We start from the raw sequence: 20116 nt of genomic DNA, 5'->3' as shown, positions 1-20116 counted from the left end.
AGCCCATTGTAGGAAATTTTCGGTTACCTCTGAGGGCTAAAAGTTGCAGCGCGGACTATTAAAAACTGGCATGCTTGAAGGCATGACTCAAGGAAAGCTTATTCTTCTTCGACACGGACAATCCCAGTGGAACGAATCCAACCAGTTCACCGGTTGGGTCGACGTGGACCTCACCGCAAAGGGCGAGGCAGAAGCAAAGCGCGGCGGCGAGCTGCTGAAGGAAAAGGGCCTGCTGCCGGAGGTTCTCTACACCTCACTGCTGCGCCGTGCTATCCGCACCGCAAACATTGCGCTTAACGCGGCAGACCGTCACTGGATCCCGGTCGTGCGCGATTGGCGCCTCAACGAGCGCCACTACGGCGCTCTGCAGGGCCTGAACAAGGCAGAGACTAAGGACAAGTACGGCGAAGAGCCGTTCATGGCATGGCGCCGTTCCTACGGCACCCCGCCGCCAGAGCTGGAAGATTCCTCCGAGTACTCCCAGAGCGCCGACCCGCGCTACGGGGACCTGGAGCAGGTCCCGCGCACCGAATGCCTGAAGGACGTCGTCGAGCGCCTCGTTCCGTACTTCGAGGAGGAGATCCTCCCACGCGCCAAGAAGGGCGAGGTCGTTCTCATCGCCGCACACGGCAACTCCCTGCGTGCGCTGGTCAAGCACCTGGACAACATCTCTGACGAAGACATCGCTGGCCTGAATATTCCTACGGGCATTCCGCTGGTCTACGAGATTGCGGAAGACGGCAGCGTCCAGAACCCAGGCGGCACCTACCTGGATCCGGAAGCTGCTGCTGCCGGCGCCGCAGCGGTTGCGGCGCAGGGCGGCAAGTAAGAGCTTTTGAAGTACTGCGTACAATTCCCCGGGGGTCTATACTCCCTGGGGATTGTTTTGTTTTAACTGGTAATAGATACGTGGAATTACTTTTAGCTTTTCTAGCCGGCGTGGTGGTTTGCGCCTTCGCTCTACCGGTGATCTCTTGGGTGCGCGGGCGCATCGAGCGTTTCCGCAAATCTAATGATGCTGATTCCAACAGAGTCACTACCGTGAGCCAGGTTTTGCACTTGGCTATCCAAGGCGCGCCGACAGGCATCACGGTTCTCTCGCGCTCGAAGGAGGTCATCCTTTCTAATCCTTCAGCCCATGAGATGTCTTTGGTCCATGATCGCACTGTTAATCCGGATATCTGGAAGGTCGCGGAGGAGGTCTTCGCGGACAAGGAAACGCGCTCGCTTGACCTTTCCATTCCGAAGCGCCGTACCGGTAACCGAGTGACTCAGGTGCTGGCGGTGGTTAAGCCGCTGACGCTTAACGACGACCGCTTCGTCATCGTCTACGGCACCGACGAATCGGAGTCTGTGCGCATGGAAGCCGCTCGCCGCGACTTTGTGGCGAATGTCTCCCACGAGCTTAAGACCCCTGTCGGCGGCATCGCATTGCTGGCGGAGGCTCTGCTCAATGACCCGGCTGACGTTGAAACCGTGGAATACTTCGGTGGCAAACTACAAAAAGAAGCCAACCGCATGGCGGATATGGTCAACGAGCTGATCGCGCTTTCCAAGCTTCAAGGTGCGGAGGCGCTGCCGGAGATGGAGCCGCTAAATCTTGATGAATTGGTGGATGAAGCAATCTCCCGCAATCAGCTGGCAGCCGATTCACATCAGAATGAACTTACCCGCGGCAAGCCGGTGGGAGTGCAGGTCAAGGGCGATAAGGCGCTGCTTATCACCGCTATTTCCAACCTCATCTCCAATGCAATCCATTACTCGCCGGATGAGATGCCGGTGTCGGTGACCCTCAAGATCGTCGGTACCGATATCGTGCTCGTGCGCGTGACTGACCGCGGAATCGGTATCGCCCCGGAGGACCAAAAGCGAGTCTTCGAGCGCTTCTTCCGCGTGGATAAAGCTCGCTCGCGCCAGACCGGTGGCACGGGTCTGGGACTGGCTATCGTTAAGCACGTTGTGGCCAACCACGGTGGCAACATCAAGCTGTGGTCGCGGCCGGGCACGGGCTCGACCTTCACGATCGAGCTACCTATTTACAAAGACGAAACTGCAGCGGATAACGTAGAGAATCAGGATAATGAAGTAGATGGTGCCGTCAGCTCAGCTGCGCCTGGGCTTCCTCGTGCCGTCGCTCGCGTAGCCGCACGTCGAAAGGACAAAGCACAATGACCAACATCCTCATCGTTGAAGATGAAGAGTCGCTGGCCGATCCACTAGCGTTCCTTCTGCGCAAGGAGGGCTTTGACGTCATCCTCGCACCGGATGGTCCGACCGCCCTCGAGGAGTTTGCGAAGAACTCCGTCGACATCGTTCTTCTGGATCTCATGCTGCCGGGAATGTCCGGCACCGATGTGTGCAAGCAGCTGCGTTCGACGTCCTCGGTTCCAGTCATCATGGTCACGGCGCGTGACTCGGAGATTGATAAGGTCGTCGGCCTCGAGCTGGGTGCGGACGATTATGTGACCAAGCCTTATTCTTCCCGTGAGCTGATTGCGCGTATTCGCGCGGTTCTGCGCCGCGGCCAAGACTCTGCTTCTGAGGCTCCGCAGGAGGAGTTCGACGAGCAGATTCTTGAGGGCGGTCGCGTACGCATGGACGTTGAGCGTCACACCGTCACTGTCGACGGCGAGGCAGTCTCGATGCCGCTGAAGGAATTCGACCTGCTGGAGTACCTGCTGCGTAATGCAGGACGCGTTCTTACCCGCGGCCAGCTGATTGATCGTATTTGGGGCGCTGACTATGTGGGCGATACCAAGACCCTAGACGTGCACGTCAAGCGCCTGCGCTCGAAGATCGAGGCGGAGCCTTCCCGCCCGCAGCACCTGGTGACGGTGCGCGGTCTGGGCTACAAGTTCGATCTTTAATAGGCGCCTTAGTAAGCGTTGGCCTTCACGCTGGCCGGGTGCCGCGTGAGGTTAACGCCAGCCTTGGCTGCTTCGGCTCGTGCGGAGCAGTGAGCAGCCAGGATTTCGTAGCATTCCTCGCCCATAAGGGCAATGAGCTCGGTTTTCTGAGAGAGCCACATGGGGTCCGGCGAGGTATGGCAGGCCGCATCAGCGGAGCAATACCAATCGAAGTCTTCTCCGCCGTCGCCCCAACCGCGGCGATCGTATTCGCCGATGGTGGTGCGCAGAATTTCCTGGCCGTCTGGGCGCTCTTCATATTCCTCATGGCGGCGCAGCGGCAGCTGCCAGCACACTTCCGGCTTGACCACGGTCAGCTCTTCGCCTTCTGCCATTGCCCACTGATGCAGTGCGCAGCCCGCGCCGGTGGCCCAACCCGCGCGGTTGGCAAAGATGCAGGCGCCATCGACGATAGGCGTTTTAAGTGCTGGCTCTGGTTCCCCGTCGTCCCCGTCGAGCTCGTCCCATACGAGCCAGGGTTCTAGCTCGGTGGGGTCTTCGGCGGAAAGGTATTTATCTACCCCAGCTGGGCGTAGCTGCCAGTACTTGTCTGGCATGCGCTCGACGGCGTCGTAAAGCTGCTCCCGATCCGTTTCATCAGCCATGTACGCGCCATGGACGCAACATCCGACGTCGGGTTGGCTGGCATCGATGCCGTGGCAAGCCGCGGTGCCGAACTGACACGTGTAGTGCGATTCGACCCACGTGAGATCGATTGAAAAGACATGGTGGGGGTCCGCCGGATTGGTGAATTCGAACCATTCCCGTGGGAAATCGGGTGCCTCCTCGCGGCCTGCAAGGATCGAGGAGGCAGCGGGGGAAGAGCTGGGAAAACCGAGATAAACCGTGTGAGAATCTGGGTTATTTTTTGAGCTAGATTTCGGGCGATTCACACCTAACCACGGTAGACCTACTACTCTAGGAGTGTGCGATTAGGTGTATTAGACGTCGGAAGCAACACTGTTCACCTCGTTGCGGTTGACGCCGCTACGGGTGGACGCCCGACTCCGATGAGCGATTGGAAGACTCCGCTGCGTCTTGTGGAGCAGTTGGATAAGGACGGCAACATCCACGAAAAAGGCTTGAAGAAGCTGATTTCGGCGGTTGCTGAAGCAAACGAGCTGGGGCAAAAGTTGGGCTGTCATGAGTTCATTGCTTTTGCTACCTCGGCAGTGCGTTCTGCCCCGAACTCTGAGTACGTGCTTGATCAGGTGGAAAAGCAGACGGGTGTACGTCTGGAGATCCTCTCTGGCGAGGAAGAAGCACGTCTGACGTTCCTGGCCGTGCGCCGCTGGTACGGCTGGTCTGCAGGTCGCATCACCAACTTGGACATCGGCGGTGGCTCGTTGGAGCTTTCCACCGGTACTGATGAGCATCCCGACTTGGCATTTTCTCTGGACCTGGGCGCGGGCCGCTTGACCCACAATTGGTTCGACACCGATCCGCCTGAGAAGGCCAAGGTCAATATGCTCCGCGACTACATTGATGCGGAATTGGTACCAGTGACCGATCAGATGCGTGCAATGGGTACCGCGGGGCTTGCTGTGGGTACCTCAAAAACCTTCCGTACGCTGGCGCGACTTACCGGTGCCGCACCGTCTTCTGCGGGCCCTTATGTAAAGCGTACGCTGACCGCACCGGGCCTTCGTCAGCTCATCTCATTCATCTCCCGCATGACCGCAGCAGACAGAGCAGACCTCGAAGGGGTAAGTTCTAACCGATCGCATCAAATCGTCGCTGGCGCATTGGTGGCTGAGGCAAGCATGCGTGCCTTGGGTATCGAGAAGCTGGAGATCTGCCCTTGGGCACTCCGCGAAGGCGTAATTCTGCGACGAACCGATAAGGGACTGGAATAGGAAATAAACGTGGCTGACGAAAAACAGTTGACAGTAGCGGAGCTCCTCGCCCGTAACTCGAAGGAGCGCGCTGGTGCTGATTCTGAGGGCGGTTCACGCCGTCGCCGCCGCCGTAGTTTGGAAGACGGTGGCGTCTCGGTTGCCGAGCTCACCGGCAACCTGGAAAAAGTAAAGGCAACTCCGGCCGAGTCGAAGCACTCGAATGTCTCCATCGACGAAACCGCTCCAGTCATCCCTGCCCCAAAGCAGGAGCAGGATGAAAAGCAGGCCGCGGACAAGGCTTCCCAGCCTTCTACCGATGACACCCGCGTTATCAAGCGCGTAACGGACAAGCCTGAGGCAAAGCAGGACGCTGAAGATGCTAAGCCTGCGCAGGCTGATTCCAAGGACGACAGCAAGGCTCCTAAGGCTGCTGCGGCAACCACTGCGGCTGCTGGTACCACTGCGGCGGGCGCTGGCGCGGAAATGGGCAACAGCGTTCCGGTAAAGGCGCAGGAGAAGGACTTGCTTGAGACTGAGTCTGATGCGGATTACGAGGAAGATGATGAGAAGCTCAATCCGTTCTCTGTTTTGCTGCTTGCTCTCGTAGGAATCGTGCTCGGCGCAATCGTCTTCAAGGGCTTCGAGATTCTCTGGGATAGCTTCTCCCGCTCCATCGTTGCCATCTTGGCCGTTGCTGTAACCGCTCTCATGGTTGCTCTGGTGCACGTGCTGCGTACCAATCGTGATGGCGCCTCGATGGCGCTGGCTGCCTTCGTTGGTCTCGTACTGACCTTCGGCCCGCTGCTCATCGTTATGTAGGCGAAAATTCATCGCACCTTATAAAGCGCACCGCTTAGCTCTTAAAGCAGGCGGTGCGCTTTTGTATATCGACAGCGAGGAGACTAAGCCCAAGGTGTAAAGGAGCGGGTAACAAGGTGGCCTGGCCGCAGGCTTTCTGGCACTGTGGTTGGCATGGCAAAAATTGCAGTACTTGGTGGAGGACAAATCGGTGAGGCCCTCGTTTCGGGCCTCGTGAACGCTGGCTATGACGGTGCGGACATCGTCGTGACTAACCGCAGCGAGGATCGTCGCGCGCATATGGAAAAGACCTACGGCGTTAAGACCTTGAGCGATAACAGGGCGGCTGTGAAGGATGCAGACTTCGTCTTTGGCTGCGTGAAGCCTTATGCCATTGAAGAGGTCTTCGCAGAAGCAGAGATTCCTACAAGCGCTGTCGCAGTGTCCCTGGCTGCTGGCATCCAGTTAGAAAAGCTGGAGGCCGCTGCCGGTGACGGAGTGCCGGTTGTGCGCGTTATGCCGAATACGCCGATGTTGGTGGGCAAGGGCATGAGCACGGCTACCGCGGGCACCCACGTCAGTGAGGAGCAATTCGACGGCGTTGTGGAGCTTCTGGGTGCCGTCGGTGAAGTAGCAGTCGTTGCTGAAAAGGACATCGATGCAGCCGCAGCGTTGGCGGGTTCCGCGCCGGCTTATTTCTTCCTTGTTGTTGAGGCGCTTGTCGACGCCGGCGTGCAGCTGGGTCTTACCCGTGACGTTGCGACGAAGCTGGCCACCCAGACGGCTTCTGGTGCCGGTGCCATGCTCGTCGAGTCCGGCCGTGAGCCGCTCGCGTTGCGTGCTGGCGTTACCTCCCCAGGCGGCACGACTGCGGCAGCAGTGCGCGAGTTGGAGGAGTCCGGCTTGCGTGGCGCGTTCTACCGCGCGGCAGAAGCATGCGCACAGCGTGCCAAGGAGCTTGGCTAAAGGCTTCCTAGCAGCACGGGTGTCCCCAATGTGGACCAAAAATCAGAGCGGCCGATCCTCGTGTGACACCAGTTGCGCGGGGAGTTTGGCGAGAGCTGGGGGACACCTGGGAAAAAATTTGGCTCTTGGGTCGCATTAGTCACAGGTTTCACGATAGGCTGGTACGAGCACGTGCGTGAATGTCCTGTGGGAGGGGAAGCCTACAGCGCGTCACGGGCTGAAGGGTTAGATAAACTATGGCTAATGAAGATAAGGGAACCTTTTTGACCATCGCCGAGGTCGCAGAAATCATGCGAGTCTCCAAGATGACTGTCTACCGTTTGGTTCACGCAGGCGAAATGCCGGCAGTTCGCGTTGGACGCTCTTTCCGCGTTCACGAGTCTGCGGTTAACGAGTACCTCGAGGCTTCCGTTTACGGAGCTTAAAATACTCGCGCCTTCGACAGTGTCCACCTCTGCTGACCAGCTTGGTCTGCGGTGGTGGGCACTGTCTTTTTTGGTACGTAGGCCCCGACTGGGTAAGATAGTCACCATTCGTGCCAGCGGTCCTGCGTCTTCCACGCCTTGTTCGCAAAGCGTGGGGTTGCTGAGAAGTGCACCTTAGCGGCCATTTCCAGGCTGTGGCTGGCAGGTTTAGTACGTACTGATCTCGAAAGTGAGGAAACCTACTATGGGTTCTGTCATCAAGAAGCGCCGTAAGCGCATGTCCAAGAAGAAGCACCGCAAGATGCTGCGCCGCACCCGCGTTCAGCGTCGTAAGCTTGGCAAGTAAACATTTAGGCCTCGGTTTCCCGAAAGGGAGCCGGGGCCTTTTTGTCGCAAAGGCGCTACTTTCTTATCCAGCGCCAGCCGCCATAAGAGAAGGCTGCGGTGGCCAGGGCAGGAAGGCCGTAGGCGCGCACGGCTTTGCGCACAGACCGGTAGTCGCGGATGAGCCAGCCGTTGTCTTCGGCGACGTCGCGTAGCTTGGAGTCGGGGTTAATCGCTACGGCGGTGCCAACCATCGACAACATTGGTACGTCGTTGACGGAGTCCGAGTAGGCGGTGCAGCGCTCTAGGTCGAGGCCTTCAATGGTGGCCAGTGCCGCGACGGCATGGGTCTTGCCAGGGCCGTGCAGGATATCACCCAGCAGGCGGCCGGTGAACTTGCCGTCTTTTACCTCAGGCACGGTGCCGAGCGCACCAGTGAAGCCAAAACGCTTTGCCAGCACCTGGGCCAGCTGTACCGGGGTCGCGGTTACTAGCCAGACCTGCTGGCCCGCGGCCACGTGCAGCTGCGCCAGCTGATTGGTTCCCGGATATGCACGGCGGGCCAGGGAAGCATCGACGATTTCCTCGCACAGTGCCACCATGTCTTCTACCGAGCGGCCTTTGACAAAGTCCAAGGCCTGCACGCGGCCAGCGGCGACATCGTCGGCATTTTCACTGCCCGAGACGCGGTACTTCAACTGCTTCCACGCAATGGGCAGGATTTCCCGGAGCTTGAAGTAGCGCTTGCGGTAGAGCCCAAAGGCGAAAGCAACCAGGGAAGAGCCCTGAATCAGCGTGTTGTCCACGTCGAAGAAGGCCGCGGCCCCGGCGTCTTGTGGGACATCCGGATCCGGCTGGGTGATCTTCTTCGCGCCGGCGGACTCAAAAGAACCCTGCACGGAATCCACGCCCGAGTGATAGGACTCTAGGTCGAGGCCGAAAATGCTATCCACCGCAGCGCGTGCAGCAGCCTCACCAGCGGTCTTTTGTGCGTCGTCGTCAAGCGGCGCTAATGCTTGGTTCTCAAGAAAATTGCGTAGATTTCCCCGGCTGGCGGTCCAATTCGCGAGGAAGTCGCGGGGAGAATCGGGCATTCCGGGTGGGGTGGGGGACGCAGAGGACACGGGTACGCATGCAGCTTTCGACGGGGAGGCGGACTATCGTGTCCATAGTAAACCTTTCGACCAATGGCGTCTTTTTATAAAGCGCCAAAGTCAGGAGCAAATAGGGATATGTCGCGCCGTGTCGTAGAGTTGATGGTTCGTACTACCTGCGGTTCTTGCGCTAGGGTACGGGAGCAAATTGCCCCAGTAGTAGAAGCCGCCGGAGCGGATTTTTATATCCGCAACGTTGATGAAGACCAAGAATTGGCAATGGAATACGGCGACCGTGTGCCCGTTGTAGTCATTGACGGAGAAGAGTTCTCCTGCTGGGAAGTAGACAACGAAGAGCTCGCAGCCGAGCTTGCGGCTAGCCCTAATTAGTCCTAATTAGCCCCTAATTAGCACAGCCTTAGTTCGGCAAAAGCCGGATAAACTATTAGGCTTTTGGTTGATTTATGTCAATCAAAGGGTTGATCTGAAAGTGGAGGATTGTGCATGAGTGTGCTCGTCGTGGGCATGTCCCACCAGTCGGCACCAGTAGCGCTGCTGGAGAAACTAAGCATGGATGACGCGGTGCAAAACACCGCTTGCGGGGAGCTGGTTTCTGCACAATCTCTTTCCGAGGCCATGATCATCTCCACGTGTAACCGAATGGAGGTCTACACGGTCACCAATTCCTTCCACACCGGTGTCCAGGACGTGGTGCACGTGCTGGCTGAGGTTTCCGGGGTTCCGGAGGAGGACCTGCGCCGCTACCTGTACGTGCGCTACGCCGATGCCGCGGCCGAGCACCTGATGACGGTGACCTCCGGTCTTGATTCCATGGTCATGGGCGAGCAACAAATCATCGGCCAGGTGCGTGCGGCTTATCAATCGGCCTCGGACCAGGGCACGGTCGGCGCACGACTGCACGCTTTGGCGCAGTCCGCACTGCACACCGGTAAGCGCGTGCACACTGAGACCAACATCGACGAGGCCGGTTCCTCGATGGTTTCCTTTGCCTTTGACCAGGCGCTACAGCGCATGGGGCAGGAGAACCTGCAGGGCCAGCGCGTGCTTATCCTGGGCGCGGGCGCCATGGCTTCTTTGGCCGCCACCCACGCGGGACGATTAGGCGCCCAGCTGGTCATCGCTAACCGCACCCGCGAGCGCGCCGAGCGCCTTGCCTCCCATGCGCATGAGGCGGGCGTGCGCGCTGAGGTCATTGACTTTGGCGAGCGTGCCCAGGCTTTAGGACAGGTAGACATGGCGATTTCTGCCACCGGCGCGCAGAACTTCACCATTACTGAAAGCGACGTCGCCAAGCACGGCGCACAAGGCAAGGCCCTGATGCTCGTCGACCTTTCCCTGCCGCGTGACATCGATGATGCCGCGGCGGACATCGATAACGTTGATCTGGTTAACATCGAGCGCCTGAGCCGCTCGCTCAACGCCGCTGACACCGACATCGCTGCAGGAACGAGCCCGCACGCGCAGGCTCGCCGCATCGTCAACGAGGAGCTTGAATCCTATGCTTCCGCACAGCGCGTGCGCGACGTCGTTCCCGCAGTATCCGCTTTGCGACGCCGCGCTGCCGACCTCGTCGAATGCGAAGTCGCCCGCCTGAACCAAAAGCACCCGGAACTGGATGAAAAGCAGATGGATGATGTCTCCCGTGCCCTCAAACGCGTGGTGGACAAGCTACTGCACGAGCCGACGGTGCGAGCTAAGCAGTTGGCTGCTAACTCCGGATCGGTCAGCCATGAAAGGGCGCTGCAGGAGCTGTTCGGTCTGCAGTTAGAAGGCAGCGGCGTCTCCGTAGACGTCGAGGATCTGCCAGCCTTGAGCGAAGTCAAAAAGAGCCAAGAACAAAGCACTAATTAGAGGAAACTTTTAAAAATATGTTCAAGATCGGTACCCGCGGTTCCAAGCTCGCTACGACGCAGTCCGGCCACGTGCGCGATTGGCTGGCGGCCAAGGGCTTTGCGTCTGAGCTCCACATCGTCACCACTCACGGTGACGTCAACATGGCGCCGGTCGAGCGCATCGGTGTGGGCGTATTTACCCAGGCGCTGCGCGAGGCGCTGTATGCCGGCGAATGCGATATCGCGGTGCACTCCTTCAAGGATCTGCCCACGGCAGCGGACGAACGCTTCCTCCTCGTCGTCCCGGAACGGCAAGACGTGCGCGAGGCGCTCGTGGCGCGCGATGGACTTACCTTGGCGCAGCTGCCGGAGGGCGCGCGCGTGGGTACCTCGGCGCCGCGGCGCATCAGCCAGCTCAAGGCGGTGCGCCCGGACCTGGACATCCAGCCGTTGCGCGGCAACATCGATACCCGCATGGGCAAGGTAACCTCCGGCGAGCTTGATGCCGTGGTGCTGGCCTATGCCGGGTTGGTGCGCGCCGATTATCAGGACCGTGCCACCGAGGTTTTCTCGCCTGCAGACTTCATGCCGGCCCCGGCGCAGGGCGCGCTGGCCATCGAGGCTGTCAAGGATTCTGCGGCTGCCTGTGCCATCGAAACCCTCATTGATGAGGAAGCAACTGCGGCCGCACTGGGCGAGCGCACCGTGCTCTCCCGCTTAGAGGCCGGCTGCACCGCTCCGGTAGCAGCTACCTCCGAGGTGGACGGCGATAAGCTCACCGTTCGTGGCGGCGTATTCGCGCTTGACGGCTCTCGCCAACTTCTGGCCACCGCTTCCGGTTCCCTGAACGATGCTGCGGCACTGGGCAGCGCTGTATCTGAGGAGCTTTTCTCCCGTGGCGCAGCCGAGCTGCTGGGTAACTAATTTTTTGTTTAGGCCTTGATAATTTAAGGTGTATCTAGCACACAATCATTGGCCTCCAATGATTCGGCCCCCCTTAATTTGATCCCAGGACTTCTGGCCTGGGATTTTGGCCGTTAATACGCTGTGAAGAACACCGCCCGCTGGTCGCAGGGTTTTCGCCGCGCACGATCATGTCCGTGCGTGGTGCCTGAGGCCCAAACGTAGAAAAGAACCTTATGAGCAACGCTGTGCCGGACACTCAGTCTGAACTGGGAAAAGTCGTTTTTGTAGGCGCCGGCCCAGGCAATCCTGACCTGTTGACCGTCCGCGCCCGCGAGGTTCTCGAGGCGAACGCAATCGCAATCGTCGATGAAGAGGTTTCCTCCGGAATCCGCGACGTCGTCGCGCGCGCAGTTCCCGTACCGCAGGAGCTTCTCGACGCCGCGGAAGAAGAGTACGCGCGCATCTGTGCGGAGGCCAAGGAGGCTGGCGCGCGCCGCAAGCCGCCGCGTCCTGCTCCGCCAACGGCAGCGGTATTTTATGCGCCGCAATCTGAAGACATCGTGGCGCAACTGCGCGAAGGCTTGGTAGAAGCCGATGGACTTGACGTCATCCGCCTAGTCAGCGGTAATCCGCTCAATCGCGAGTCCATCAAGGAAGAAATCTCGGCCGTGGCCGCCGAAGGCCTGGAGTTCCAGGTAGTACCCGGCATGTCCCTGCCTTCTACCGTTCCTTCCTTCGCTGGTCTGGCTTTGGGCGCTACTTATACCGAGGCGGATATTACTGAAGGCGCTGATTGGGATGCGCTGGCAAGCGCTACCCAGCCGCTGGTACTGCAGGCAACCGCCGCCGACCTTTCGGTGATCTCCCGGGAGCTCATCGAGCGCGGCATGTCTGCGGACATTGAGGCTTACGTGACTGTTCACGGCACCACCCGTCTGCAGCGCACGCATGAGACCACCTTGGGAACTTTGGGCAAGCTCGACGCCGAGTTGCCCGGCGACCTCGTGGTGACCTTGGGGCGCAGCTTTGACGATCGTTCCAAGTACTCCTGGTGGGAGAATCGTCCGCTCTATGGCTGGCGGGTGCTGGTGCCACGCACCAAGGAGCAGGCAGCTGCCATGTCCGCGCGCTTGGCCGGCTATGGCGCCATCCCGCAGTCTGTGCCGACTATCTCGGTGGAGCCGCCTCGCAACCCGGCGCAGATGGATCGCGCTATCAAGGGCATCGTGGAAGGCCGCTACAAATGGATCGTGTTTACCTCCGTGAATGCGGTTTCTGCAGTGTGGAACAAGATTGCGGAGCTGGGCCTGGATGCCCGCGACTTCGCCGGCGTTCACTTGGCCGCCGTTGGCACCAAGACCGCCGATGCCATCCGCGCCAAGGGCATGGTCCCGGAGCTGCTGCCGAATAAGCGCAAGCAAAACGCTGAGGGCTTGGTCGAGGTCTTCCCGAACTATGTCGAAGACATCGACGCTGTGGGCCGTGTGCTTTTGCCGCGGGCGGACATTGCGGGCGATGCCCTGGTTACCGGCCTGGAGGAGCTGGGCTGGGACGTTGATGACGTCGTGGCTTATCGCACCGTGCGCGCCGCCCCTCCTTCGGCGGAGATCCGCGACATGATCAAGTCCGGCGGCTTCGACGCCGTGGCCTTTACCTCGGGCTCTACCGTGCGCAACCTAGTCGGCATCGCCGGCAAGCCGCACGCGCGCACCATCATCGCCTGCATCGGCCCTTCCACGAAGGCCGCCGCCGAAGAGCTGGGCCTGCGCGTCGACGTGGTCCCGGAGGTTGCTGAGGTGCCAGCGCTTATCGACGCCCTGGCTGAACACGTTGCCGCCCTGCGCGCTGCGGGCAACCTGCCGGCACCGCGGAAGAAGCGCCGCTCGCGTAAGAAGGCGACCAAGTCTGCTTAAGTCTGCCGCATCCGTCTGGCAGCGGGGCAAGGTTAGTCTGCAACTAAAGTATGAGTAGACTGGCGAGGCAAAGAAAAAGACCTCTAGGGAGAAATATTCATGAGCCTTGTTCGCCGTCCCCGCCGCCTGCGCCAGTCTGCTGCTTTCCGCGAATTGGTCGCGGAGACTTCCGTGCAACCTGCGGATCTGATCCTGCCGATGTTCATCATGGACGGCATCGATAAGCCGCAGGAAATTACTTCCATGCCGGGCGTCTATCAGCACACGCTCGATTCCCTCAAGCGCGCTGCCCATGAAGCACTCGATGCGGGCGTTAAGTGCGTTGACCTCTTTGGCGTTCCGCGGGAGGAAGACAAGGATGCCACCGGCTCCGTTGCCTGGGATCCGGAGGGCATCTTGAACCGCGGTATTGCGGAGCTGCGCCAGGAGTTCGGCGATGACCTTATCGTTATGGCAGATACTTGCCTGGATGAGTTCACTTCGCACGGCCACTGCGGCATGCTCGATGAATCCGGACGCGTACTTAACGATAAGACCGTCAGCCTGTACCAAGACATGGCTCGCTCGCAGGCTCGCGCGGGTGTTCACATGGTTAGCCCTTCCGGCATGATGGATGGCCAGATTGCCGCCATCCGTGAGGCGCTTGACGAAGCCGGCCATGAAGACGTCGCCATCATGGCTTATTCCGCAAAATACGCGTCTGCCTTCTTTGGCCCGTTCCGCGATGCCGTGGGCTCCTCCCTAGAAGGAGATCGCCGCACCTACCAGCAGGATCCGCGCAACTTCCGCGAGTCCCTTTTGGAGATCGACTTGGACATTGAGGAAGGTGCTGACTTCGTCATGGTCAAGCCGGGCCTGCCATACCTCGATGTGCTGGCCGCTGCGGCTGAGCGCTCTAGCGTGCCGGTTGCGGTTTACCAGGTTTCTGGTGAGTACGCGATGATTAAGGCCGCTGCGCAAAATGGCTGGATTGATGGAGAGGCCGTTATGCTGGAGTCCTTGACCGCATTCAAGCGCGCCGGTGCGGATCAGATCCTTACTTACTTCGCCACCGACGCCGCTCGTTTGCTGAAGTAGCCGCTTCTTTCTTTCCGCGGCCACTGGCCAATTTTTCGCGAATATACAGTACATAAGGAATTTTGTGACACTTCCGGCTTCCCCTCAGCCCCCTCAGAATCAGCAGCCTCCACAGCCGCAGCAGGCTCCGAAGGAGCGAACGGAGACTCAAAACCCGCAGCATGCGCCGCAGCACCGTGGGGCGCCGCAGACAGGTAATGCCAAGCCGCCGCAGGCTCCGAAGGAGCGCACGGAGGCCGTAAACCTCATGCTGAAGCTGTGGGCGGGCACGCTGGCTTTGGAGGTCATTCACCAGATTTTGAACCTGGTGATGACGTTGCTGAATCGCTCGGTGCTTTTTGCCCAGGCACGCCAGACGGCGGAGGAAGCCGCGCAGGACTCTGGTCAGAAGGTCTCTGATTCCTTGATTGAGGTAATCGGCTATGGCTCGGTGGCATTTTCCTCCGTGCTCTCGCTGGTTATCATCGTCGTTCTCGCAGTGATGCTGCACTTACTCAATAAGGGCGGCAAAGCCGCGGCAACCGGACGCCGCCTGTGGTTCGCGTTCTCCCTCTTCTTTGCCTTCCGCACGCTCCTCGTCTTCCTCGCCACGCCCGCGGGCAATGAGGCGCCGGACTGGCTGATTGCCGGCGATGGCATCAACCAAATCCTGGTTGGTGTCGGAGCAGTAATGGGCCTTATCTTCTCGCTTAAGGAAGAGACGCTGGATTACACCGGCGAGCTGGAGCAGATGCGCAAGCTGGAGCAAGAGCTGGCGCAGGAACGCCGCGAGAAGGAACGCGAGCGCCGCGAACAGGAGCGCAAAGAGCTGATGGAAAAGCAGCAACAGCAAAAGCAGGATGCGAAGGCTGGCAAGGATGAGCAGGAGCCGCGCCGATGACAAGCATGTTCCCTGGCCAGGGAAGTGGCCAGCCTAAGGGCGACCCATCGCGCCCAGGTCCGGTGGACTACAACCGCGCTGGCCGCAAGCAGGCTGGAAGCAAGCAGTCCGAAGTAGACACCGCGGGTGCCGGCGGCGCGCCGAAGTCGCTGCGCTTTGCCTACTGGGTGCTCGTGATTGCGGCGATCATCATGCTGGTTTCCGGCATGATTGGCATGTTCGGTGACTCTGGCGCGGAAGAAGTCGCTGCCTCAAAGCAGGTTGCTGATTATTTGTCCCGCAACCGCAACTTCGTGGCTATTTCTAACATCGTGTGTGCGCTCGTGATGGCGCTGTGCGCGCCGCAACTGCCGCATGGCTCCAAGTGGTCGCGTCGGATCATCACCATCGCGATTGCCTTTAGCTTGTTTGTCAACATTGCCGCCATGGCCTTGGGCGTGGGCGGGCTCGGCCTAGTGGCCATCCCGGTTGTGCTGGCCGTGGCGTTGTTGTTGCTCTATCGCCCGGATTCGAACCAGTTTATGCGCGAGCGTAATCCGCGCTTCTAGCTCGCGGGCCTGTCCAAGGCAGAGCTAACTAGATTTAAATCCAACTTTTGATTCATAATGAAGACCATGTCACGAACTAGAAACGCCCCTCTCATCGATGCCGCCGCTGGCCGCACGCCGTCCCGTCCGCCCGTGTGGTTCATGCGTCAAGCAGGGCGTTCCCTGCCGGAATACCGCAAGGTTCGGGAGGGCATCGACATGCTCGACTCGTGCTTCATGCCGGAGCTGCTCGCTGAGATCACCCTGCAGCCGGTGCGCCGCCACGACGTTGATGCCGCGATTTTGTTCAGCGATATCGTCGTGCCGCTCAAGGCCGCTGGCGTCGGCGTGGACATCGTGCCTGGCCGCGGGCCAGTGATGGAACAGCCAGTGCGCACCAAAGAGGACGTCGCCAAGCTGCCCATCCTGGACACTGATGTTCCGCAGGTTCGCGATGGCATCGCCATCATCTTGGATGAGCTGACCGAGACCCAGGCGCTTATCGGTTTCGTCGGCGCCCCATTTACCTTGGCCAGCTACCTGGTGGAGGGTGGTCCTTCCAAGAACCACGAGAAGACAAAGGCCCTTATGCATGCGGAGCCGCAGACCTGGCACGCACTGATGGAGCGCCTGACGCCGACCATCATCAACTTCCTGCAACTGCAGATGGAAGCGGGCATCGATGCGATGCAGCTTTTTGATTCCTGGGCGGGCTACCTCAATGAGCGCGACTACCGCGAGTTCGTGCTTCCTTATTCCACGGAGATTTTGAAGGCCGCGGAAGGCCGCATCCCGCGCATCCACTTCGGCGTGGGAACGGGCGAGCTGCTCGGCGCGATGTCGGAGGCTGGCAGTGAGGTCATGGGCGTGGATTACCGCGTGCCCATGGATGCCGCTGCAGGCCGTGTTAACGCCAGCGTGTTGCAGGGCAACCTGGATCCGGCGCTGCTTTTTGCTGGCGACGACGCCATTCGCAGCGCGGTGCGCACCATCAAGGGCGAGGTCGCGGCAGCCCAAGCAGCCGGCGACATCGATACGCATATCTGGAATCTTGGCCACGGAGTTTTGCCAACCACAGGGGCGGAGGCTGTTACCCGCGCCGTCTCTATCATTCACGAGGAGGGCTAATGAAGATCGCGATTATTGGTGCTGGCTTGGCAGGCCTTACAGCAGCGTGGGAGATTGCTTCCCATGACTCTGGGCACAAGGTGGACGTGTATGAGGCTGAGGGCCGCATCGGCGGCAAGCTTTACACGGTTCCGTTTAATGACGGCCCAACAGACATGGGCGCTGAGGCTTTCTTAGCCCGCAACGAAGAGGTAGTGGAATTTTTCACCAAGCTGGGCTTGGCGGATTCCTTTGTTTCTCCTTCGGGTCTATCCCCGCTGGTCTACGTCGATTCCAAGCTGCAGTCCCTGCCTTCCGGCGGCATGATGGGCATCCCGTCCTCGTCTGAGTCCATCGCTCCGCTGGTCTCTGCGGAGACCGCGCGCCGTATCGACAACGAAGAGCCTTTCGAGTGGAAAATCGGTGGCGATGTTTCGGTGGGCAAGCTGGTCCGTCAGCAGTTTGGTGACGACGTGGTGGACCACGTGGTCTCCGCCCTTCTGGGTGGCGTCTATTCCTGCACTGCGGATGACTTGGGCCTGCGCGCCACGATCCCGGCGCTGGCCGCTAGCTTGGATAAGCTCGCAGCTGATGGCCCGGTCAAGCTTTCCGACGCCGTCCGCGCAATGGAGCAGGCACGCCCACGCACCCCGGGCAAGGGGGCGCCTTTCCAGACTTTCCGCGGCGGCTACGCTGAGGTTTACGAGGCGCTCGCGGAAAAGTCCGGCGCCGATATTCACCTCGATTCCTTTATCTCCGGCGTGACCCGTGAGTCCGAGGGCTTCCGCGTCAAGGGCGCACCGAACGAGGCCGGCCTTTATGACCGCGTGCTTTTTGCCACCCCGGCGCCCACTACCGCGCGTCTTCTGCCGGCTCTTTCTCCTGCGGCTTCTGCCGCGCTGAAGAAGGTCAAACTGGCCGGTTCTGTGGTCGTCGGCTTCAAGTTCGATTCCGATACCGATCCGAACGGCAACCGCCTGCCGGATAACACCGGCATTTTGGTGGGCACGGATCAAGAGGACGTACACGCTAAAGCGTTTACGCTGTCTTCGCGCAAGTGGCCGCACCTGGCTGAACGCGGCGGCGCGCTGGTGCGTGCTTCCTTCGGCCGTTTCGGCGACGACGCCCTCGTCCGCGCGGAGGAAGACGATCTGGTTGATTACGCCTTGGACGATCTTCAGCACATCACCGGCTTCGATGGCCGCGCCGCCGGCGTTTCCGAGATCTTCACCCAACGCTGGTTCGGCGGCATCCCGCGCTACGACGAGACCCACCTGGACACAGTCGCTGCAGCGCACGCCGCGCTTGCCGACGTCCCCGGCATCGAGGCCACCGGCGCCTGGTCCGGCGGTGTGGGCGTGCCAGCCGTTGTGGCAGATGCACGCGGTGCCGTTGAGCGGCTGCTCGCGTAGTAGAGCAGCCAAGCTCTCACACGCACACAATCGGTACGATGCGGCGGCATGACTCACGTACTTATGGTTCTAAGTGGTGCCCGTGTCTGGACTCTTAAAGACGGCACGGAGCACCCCCACCGGCTTCTGGGCAGAGGAGTTCATCGCTCCTTATGACATCTTTACTGAGGCCGGATATGACATCACCGTGGCGACCCCGCGCGGGGTCAAGCCAGTAGTTGATGAAATCTCTTTGAGCATCTCCGGCGGAACCGATCCGCTTTCGGCCAAGAAGCTGAAGTCTCGCCTTGCGGAGCTCTCCGATGTCCTGGAGAACCCGGCTGACCTCCATGACCAGAACGAGGAAGATTATGACCTCGTGTTCTATCCCGGCGGCCATGGCCCGATGGAGGATGAGCTGGTGGCGCGAGGCTTGGACTACGACAAGGGCCTGCTGCCATTTCCCTCGCACGTCGTGGTAGATGGCAATCTCTACACCGGTCAGAACCCGCAATCTTCCAAGAAGCTTGCGAAGACCTTGGTCGACGCGCTCGCGGATTAGGCCATCGTTCCCGCGAATTAGGCCAGTGCCGGTAGGGCGCAGAGGACAACTGTCACTAGCAGGATGAAGGCCATGAATGCCTTCGCCTGCCAAGTGGCGAAGTTGAAGGTAACGCCCACGCCGAAGCGCTTGTCCACGAGGACTGCTGGGTCGTCGGGGTTGTAGTAGAACATTCCCCACTTGTAGTGCTCGTCGTTATCTGGCGATTCCTTGCCCTCGTCAGGGAAGCTGACACCACGCAGGGCGTCGTCAAGCTGGCTCGCCCGGAGAGCGATGAGGACCAAGAGCGCGATGACTCCGAGGATGCTGCAGAGGAGCAGGCCGTAGAATCCTACGGGCAGCCAGTCACTGAATTCGGGGAGCGGACCGGCGATTTGGTCAATAGTGAGGGGGACGCACATAGCCAGCAACAGCAGGCCGATGCCTTCGTTAGAAGCTGCCAGGATTGCATCGTTGCGCAGCTGACCTTTGATGGAGCGGTCGTTGCGGGAGTGCGACGGGAAGGCGGCCATTGCCCAGAAAATTACGGCAAAGAGTGCGATTAATCCGAGGGATACAAAAGTTCCTATAAAGACGCTCGGGACGGACTTGTCGCTCCAGGCGTCGGGCTGCAAGCCGGCACCCCAGTGCGTTGGGATGGTTTCTGGGATGTTGTCCCAGCGCATCGCAACAACGATTGCGCCGACAGCGGTGACGAGTAAGGAGCCGAGCACGCTAATCCATGGAAAGCGCACAGTGGTCTTGAGACCTGCGAGTTGCGATTCCGTAAAGCTGGTGCGAGTGATGCGTGCGGAAATCGCTGTTTCTACCTCGTCGTACCACTTGCCAGCGGCCTTTGCATCGATGATGCGGCGACGTGCCGTGACGTAGCTAAACATGGCGCCGACTACCACGATGAGCGAGGAGAAAGCGGCGACGATAGGCCACTTCCATGCGGCAAGGGTGAGCAGAGTAGTGAGGATGCCGCAGATCCAGACCTTGGTGCGGTAGGAACGCAGTGCGGCTTGAACTTGTGGGTCTTGGCGCTTGTCCTGCGGCACGCTCACACCAAGCGGCAGGGAAGCGATGGCGGGGATGGTGGCGATGGTCCAAGTGACGGCGAGGGTCATGGCCGCCATGAGGAGGGCGAAAATCATGGCAAATCCTTCAAAATTGCGTCGAGGTGGGAACGGATTTCGGAATCGTTGAAGCCCTGTGCGCGGGCTAGCAAGGCTGCGCGCTGAAGGCCCTCAACGAGTTGTTGGTTTTGTGCGTCGGTGCGGGCTCCAGGGCGAACCACCGTGCCGGAGCGCCCAGCGGTTTCGGCTAGGCCTTCGGCGACGAGCTTGTCATAAGCCTTCTTGACGGTGGCGGGATTAATGCCGAAGTCTGCGGCGACGCGTCGTACTGGATCGAGCTTGTCGCCGTCTCGTAGTTCGCCATGTGCGATGGCAGAAACGATGGCGTCGTGAAGCTGCGTAAAAAGCGGGACACCTGATTCTGGATTGAGGGTGAGGAACATGCCGACCCCCTTTCTGTGTTGGTTCAACTAATACAACGTTGTATTAGT

General features: G+C 59.9%; 21 protein-coding genes and 1 pseudogene. 18 read left to right on the top strand and 4 right to left on the bottom strand.

Going from position 1 to position 20116, the window contains the following annotated elements; genetic code table 11:
• Positions 1-82 precede the first annotated feature (82 nt).
• The 3 genes from HMPREF2692_RS06380 to HMPREF2692_RS06370 all read left to right on the top strand — a co-directional run bounded on the left by HMPREF2692_RS06380 (position 83) and on the right by HMPREF2692_RS06370 (position 2867).
• Positions 83-829, top strand: a complete 747-nt coding sequence (locus tag HMPREF2692_RS06380) for a phosphoglyceromutase (RefSeq protein WP_070823115.1) — start codon at positions 83-85, stop codon at positions 827-829.
• Between the two features lie 80 nt (positions 830-909).
• Complete coding sequence (locus tag HMPREF2692_RS06375) at positions 910-2172, top strand: sensor histidine kinase (protein ID WP_070432520.1); 1263 nt, start codon at positions 910-912, stop codon at positions 2170-2172.
• A complete protein-coding gene (locus HMPREF2692_RS06370; RefSeq protein WP_061920346.1) occupies positions 2169-2867 on the top strand; it encodes a response regulator transcription factor in 699 nt (232 codons plus the stop codon). Before HMPREF2692_RS06375 ends, HMPREF2692_RS06370 begins: the two co-directional genes overlap by 4 nt.
• Positions 2868-2875: 8 nt before the next feature.
• Here HMPREF2692_RS06370 and HMPREF2692_RS06365 read toward each other — a convergent pair whose 3' ends face one another.
• Positions 2876-3799 (bottom strand): DUF3109 family protein, encoded by a 924-nt coding sequence (locus tag HMPREF2692_RS06365; protein ID WP_061920348.1) that lies wholly within the window; start codon positions 3797-3799, stop codon positions 2876-2878.
• A 33-nt stretch (positions 3800-3832) separates the two neighbouring features.
• Here HMPREF2692_RS06365 and HMPREF2692_RS06360 point away from each other — a divergent pair, with 33 nt between their 5' ends.
• The 5 genes from HMPREF2692_RS06360 (at position 3833) to HMPREF2692_RS12635 (ending at position 7279) form a co-directional block, all read left to right on the top strand.
• Positions 3833-4762 carry a Ppx/GppA family phosphatase gene (locus HMPREF2692_RS06360; protein WP_082778541.1) on the top strand — a complete coding sequence of 310 codons (930 nt, stop codon included), beginning with the start codon at positions 3833-3835 and terminating at the stop codon, positions 4760-4762.
• Between the two features lie 9 nt (positions 4763-4771).
• Positions 4772-5563: a Yip1 family protein gene (locus tag HMPREF2692_RS06355; protein ID WP_061920352.1), complete on the top strand. Its 792-nt coding sequence runs from the start codon at positions 4772-4774 to the stop codon at positions 5561-5563.
• A 153-nt stretch (positions 5564-5716) separates the two neighbouring features.
• Positions 5717-6508, top strand: coding sequence for a pyrroline-5-carboxylate reductase (gene proC / locus HMPREF2692_RS06350; protein WP_061920354.1), 792 nt, complete (start codon positions 5717-5719; stop codon positions 6506-6508).
• 236 nt (positions 6509-6744) lie between these two features.
• Entirely contained in the window at positions 6745-6933 is a 189-nt protein-coding gene (locus tag HMPREF2692_RS06345) for a helix-turn-helix domain-containing protein (RefSeq protein ID WP_005527601.1), read from the top strand.
• Between the two features lie 244 nt (positions 6934-7177).
• Positions 7178-7279 carry a 30S ribosomal protein bS22 gene (locus tag HMPREF2692_RS12635; RefSeq protein ID WP_003855542.1) on the top strand — a complete coding sequence of 34 codons (102 nt, stop codon included), beginning with the start codon at positions 7178-7180 and terminating at the stop codon, positions 7277-7279.
• Positions 7280-7334: 55 nt separating this feature from the next.
• Here HMPREF2692_RS12635 and HMPREF2692_RS06340 read toward each other — a convergent pair whose 3' ends face one another.
• On the bottom strand, positions 7335-8351 hold the full coding sequence (locus HMPREF2692_RS06340; protein WP_061920387.1) for an HAD-IB family hydrolase: 1017 nt from the start codon (positions 8349-8351) through the stop codon (positions 7335-7337).
• A 138-nt stretch (positions 8352-8489) separates the two neighbouring features.
• Here HMPREF2692_RS06340 and HMPREF2692_RS06335 point away from each other — a divergent pair, with 138 nt between their 5' ends.
• The 10 genes and pseudogenes from HMPREF2692_RS06335 to HMPREF2692_RS06290 all read left to right on the top strand — a co-directional run bounded on the left by HMPREF2692_RS06335 (position 8490) and on the right by HMPREF2692_RS06290 (position 18567).
• Entirely contained in the window at positions 8490-8741 is a 252-nt protein-coding gene (locus tag HMPREF2692_RS06335) for a glutaredoxin family protein (RefSeq protein ID WP_061920356.1), read from the top strand.
• A gap of 114 nt (positions 8742-8855) precedes the next feature.
• Positions 8856-10223 carry a glutamyl-tRNA reductase gene (locus HMPREF2692_RS06330; protein ID WP_061920358.1) on the top strand — a complete coding sequence of 456 codons (1368 nt, stop codon included), beginning with the start codon at positions 8856-8858 and terminating at the stop codon, positions 10221-10223.
• A gap of 17 nt (positions 10224-10240) precedes the next feature.
• Positions 10241-11128, top strand: coding sequence for a hydroxymethylbilane synthase (gene hemC / locus HMPREF2692_RS06325; RefSeq protein ID WP_061920360.1), 888 nt, complete (start codon positions 10241-10243; stop codon positions 11126-11128).
• Between the two features lie 215 nt (positions 11129-11343).
• On the top strand, positions 11344-13023 hold the full coding sequence (locus tag HMPREF2692_RS06320) for a bifunctional uroporphyrinogen-III C-methyltransferase/uroporphyrinogen-III synthase (RefSeq protein ID WP_061920362.1): 1680 nt from the start codon (positions 11344-11346) through the stop codon (positions 13021-13023).
• A gap of 99 nt (positions 13024-13122) precedes the next feature.
• Positions 13123-14100, top strand: coding sequence for a porphobilinogen synthase (gene hemB, locus HMPREF2692_RS06315; protein WP_061920364.1), 978 nt, complete (start codon positions 13123-13125; stop codon positions 14098-14100).
• 64 nt (positions 14101-14164) lie between these two features.
• Complete coding sequence (locus HMPREF2692_RS06310; RefSeq protein ID WP_235590992.1) at positions 14165-14980, top strand: MFS transporter; 816 nt, start codon at positions 14165-14167, stop codon at positions 14978-14980.
• The gene (locus HMPREF2692_RS06305; RefSeq protein WP_061920366.1) at positions 14977-15528 is read left to right on the top strand and encodes a hypothetical protein; all 552 of its coding nucleotides are present in this window, start codon (positions 14977-14979) and stop codon (positions 15526-15528) included. The genes HMPREF2692_RS06310 and HMPREF2692_RS06305 overlap by 4 nt, the downstream gene beginning before the upstream one ends.
• Positions 15529-15594: 66 nt before the next feature.
• Positions 15595-16635: a uroporphyrinogen decarboxylase gene (hemE, locus tag HMPREF2692_RS06300; RefSeq protein ID WP_061920368.1), complete on the top strand. Its 1041-nt coding sequence runs from the start codon at positions 15595-15597 to the stop codon at positions 16633-16635.
• A complete protein-coding gene (locus HMPREF2692_RS06295) occupies positions 16635-18026 on the top strand; it encodes a protoporphyrinogen oxidase (RefSeq protein ID WP_061920370.1) in 1392 nt (463 codons plus the stop codon). Before hemE ends, HMPREF2692_RS06295 begins: the two co-directional genes overlap by 1 nt.
• 48 nt (positions 18027-18074) lie before the next feature.
• Positions 18075-18567, top strand: a pseudogene (locus HMPREF2692_RS06290) (type 1 glutamine amidotransferase domain-containing protein).
• A gap of 17 nt (positions 18568-18584) precedes the next feature.
• On the opposite strand, the gene HMPREF2692_RS06285 reads toward HMPREF2692_RS06290, so the two are convergent.
• Together HMPREF2692_RS06285 and HMPREF2692_RS06280 are read right to left on the bottom strand one after the other, a co-directional pair.
• Complete coding sequence (locus HMPREF2692_RS06285) at positions 18585-19703, bottom strand: DUF5808 domain-containing protein (RefSeq protein WP_061920374.1); 1119 nt, start codon at positions 19701-19703, stop codon at positions 18585-18587.
• Positions 19700-20068, bottom strand: coding sequence for a GntR family transcriptional regulator (locus HMPREF2692_RS06280; RefSeq protein ID WP_061920376.1), 369 nt, complete (start codon positions 20066-20068; stop codon positions 19700-19702). The genes HMPREF2692_RS06285 and HMPREF2692_RS06280 overlap by 4 nt, the downstream gene beginning before the upstream one ends.
• Positions 20069-20116: the final 48 nt, after the last annotated feature.

It is taken from the genome of Corynebacterium sp. HMSC036D03 (genome assembly GCF_001836185.1).
Classification (GTDB): domain Bacteria; phylum Actinomycetota; class Actinomycetes; order Mycobacteriales; family Mycobacteriaceae; genus Corynebacterium; species Corynebacterium simulans.
This window is presented reverse-complemented; position numbering and strand designations above follow the sequence as displayed.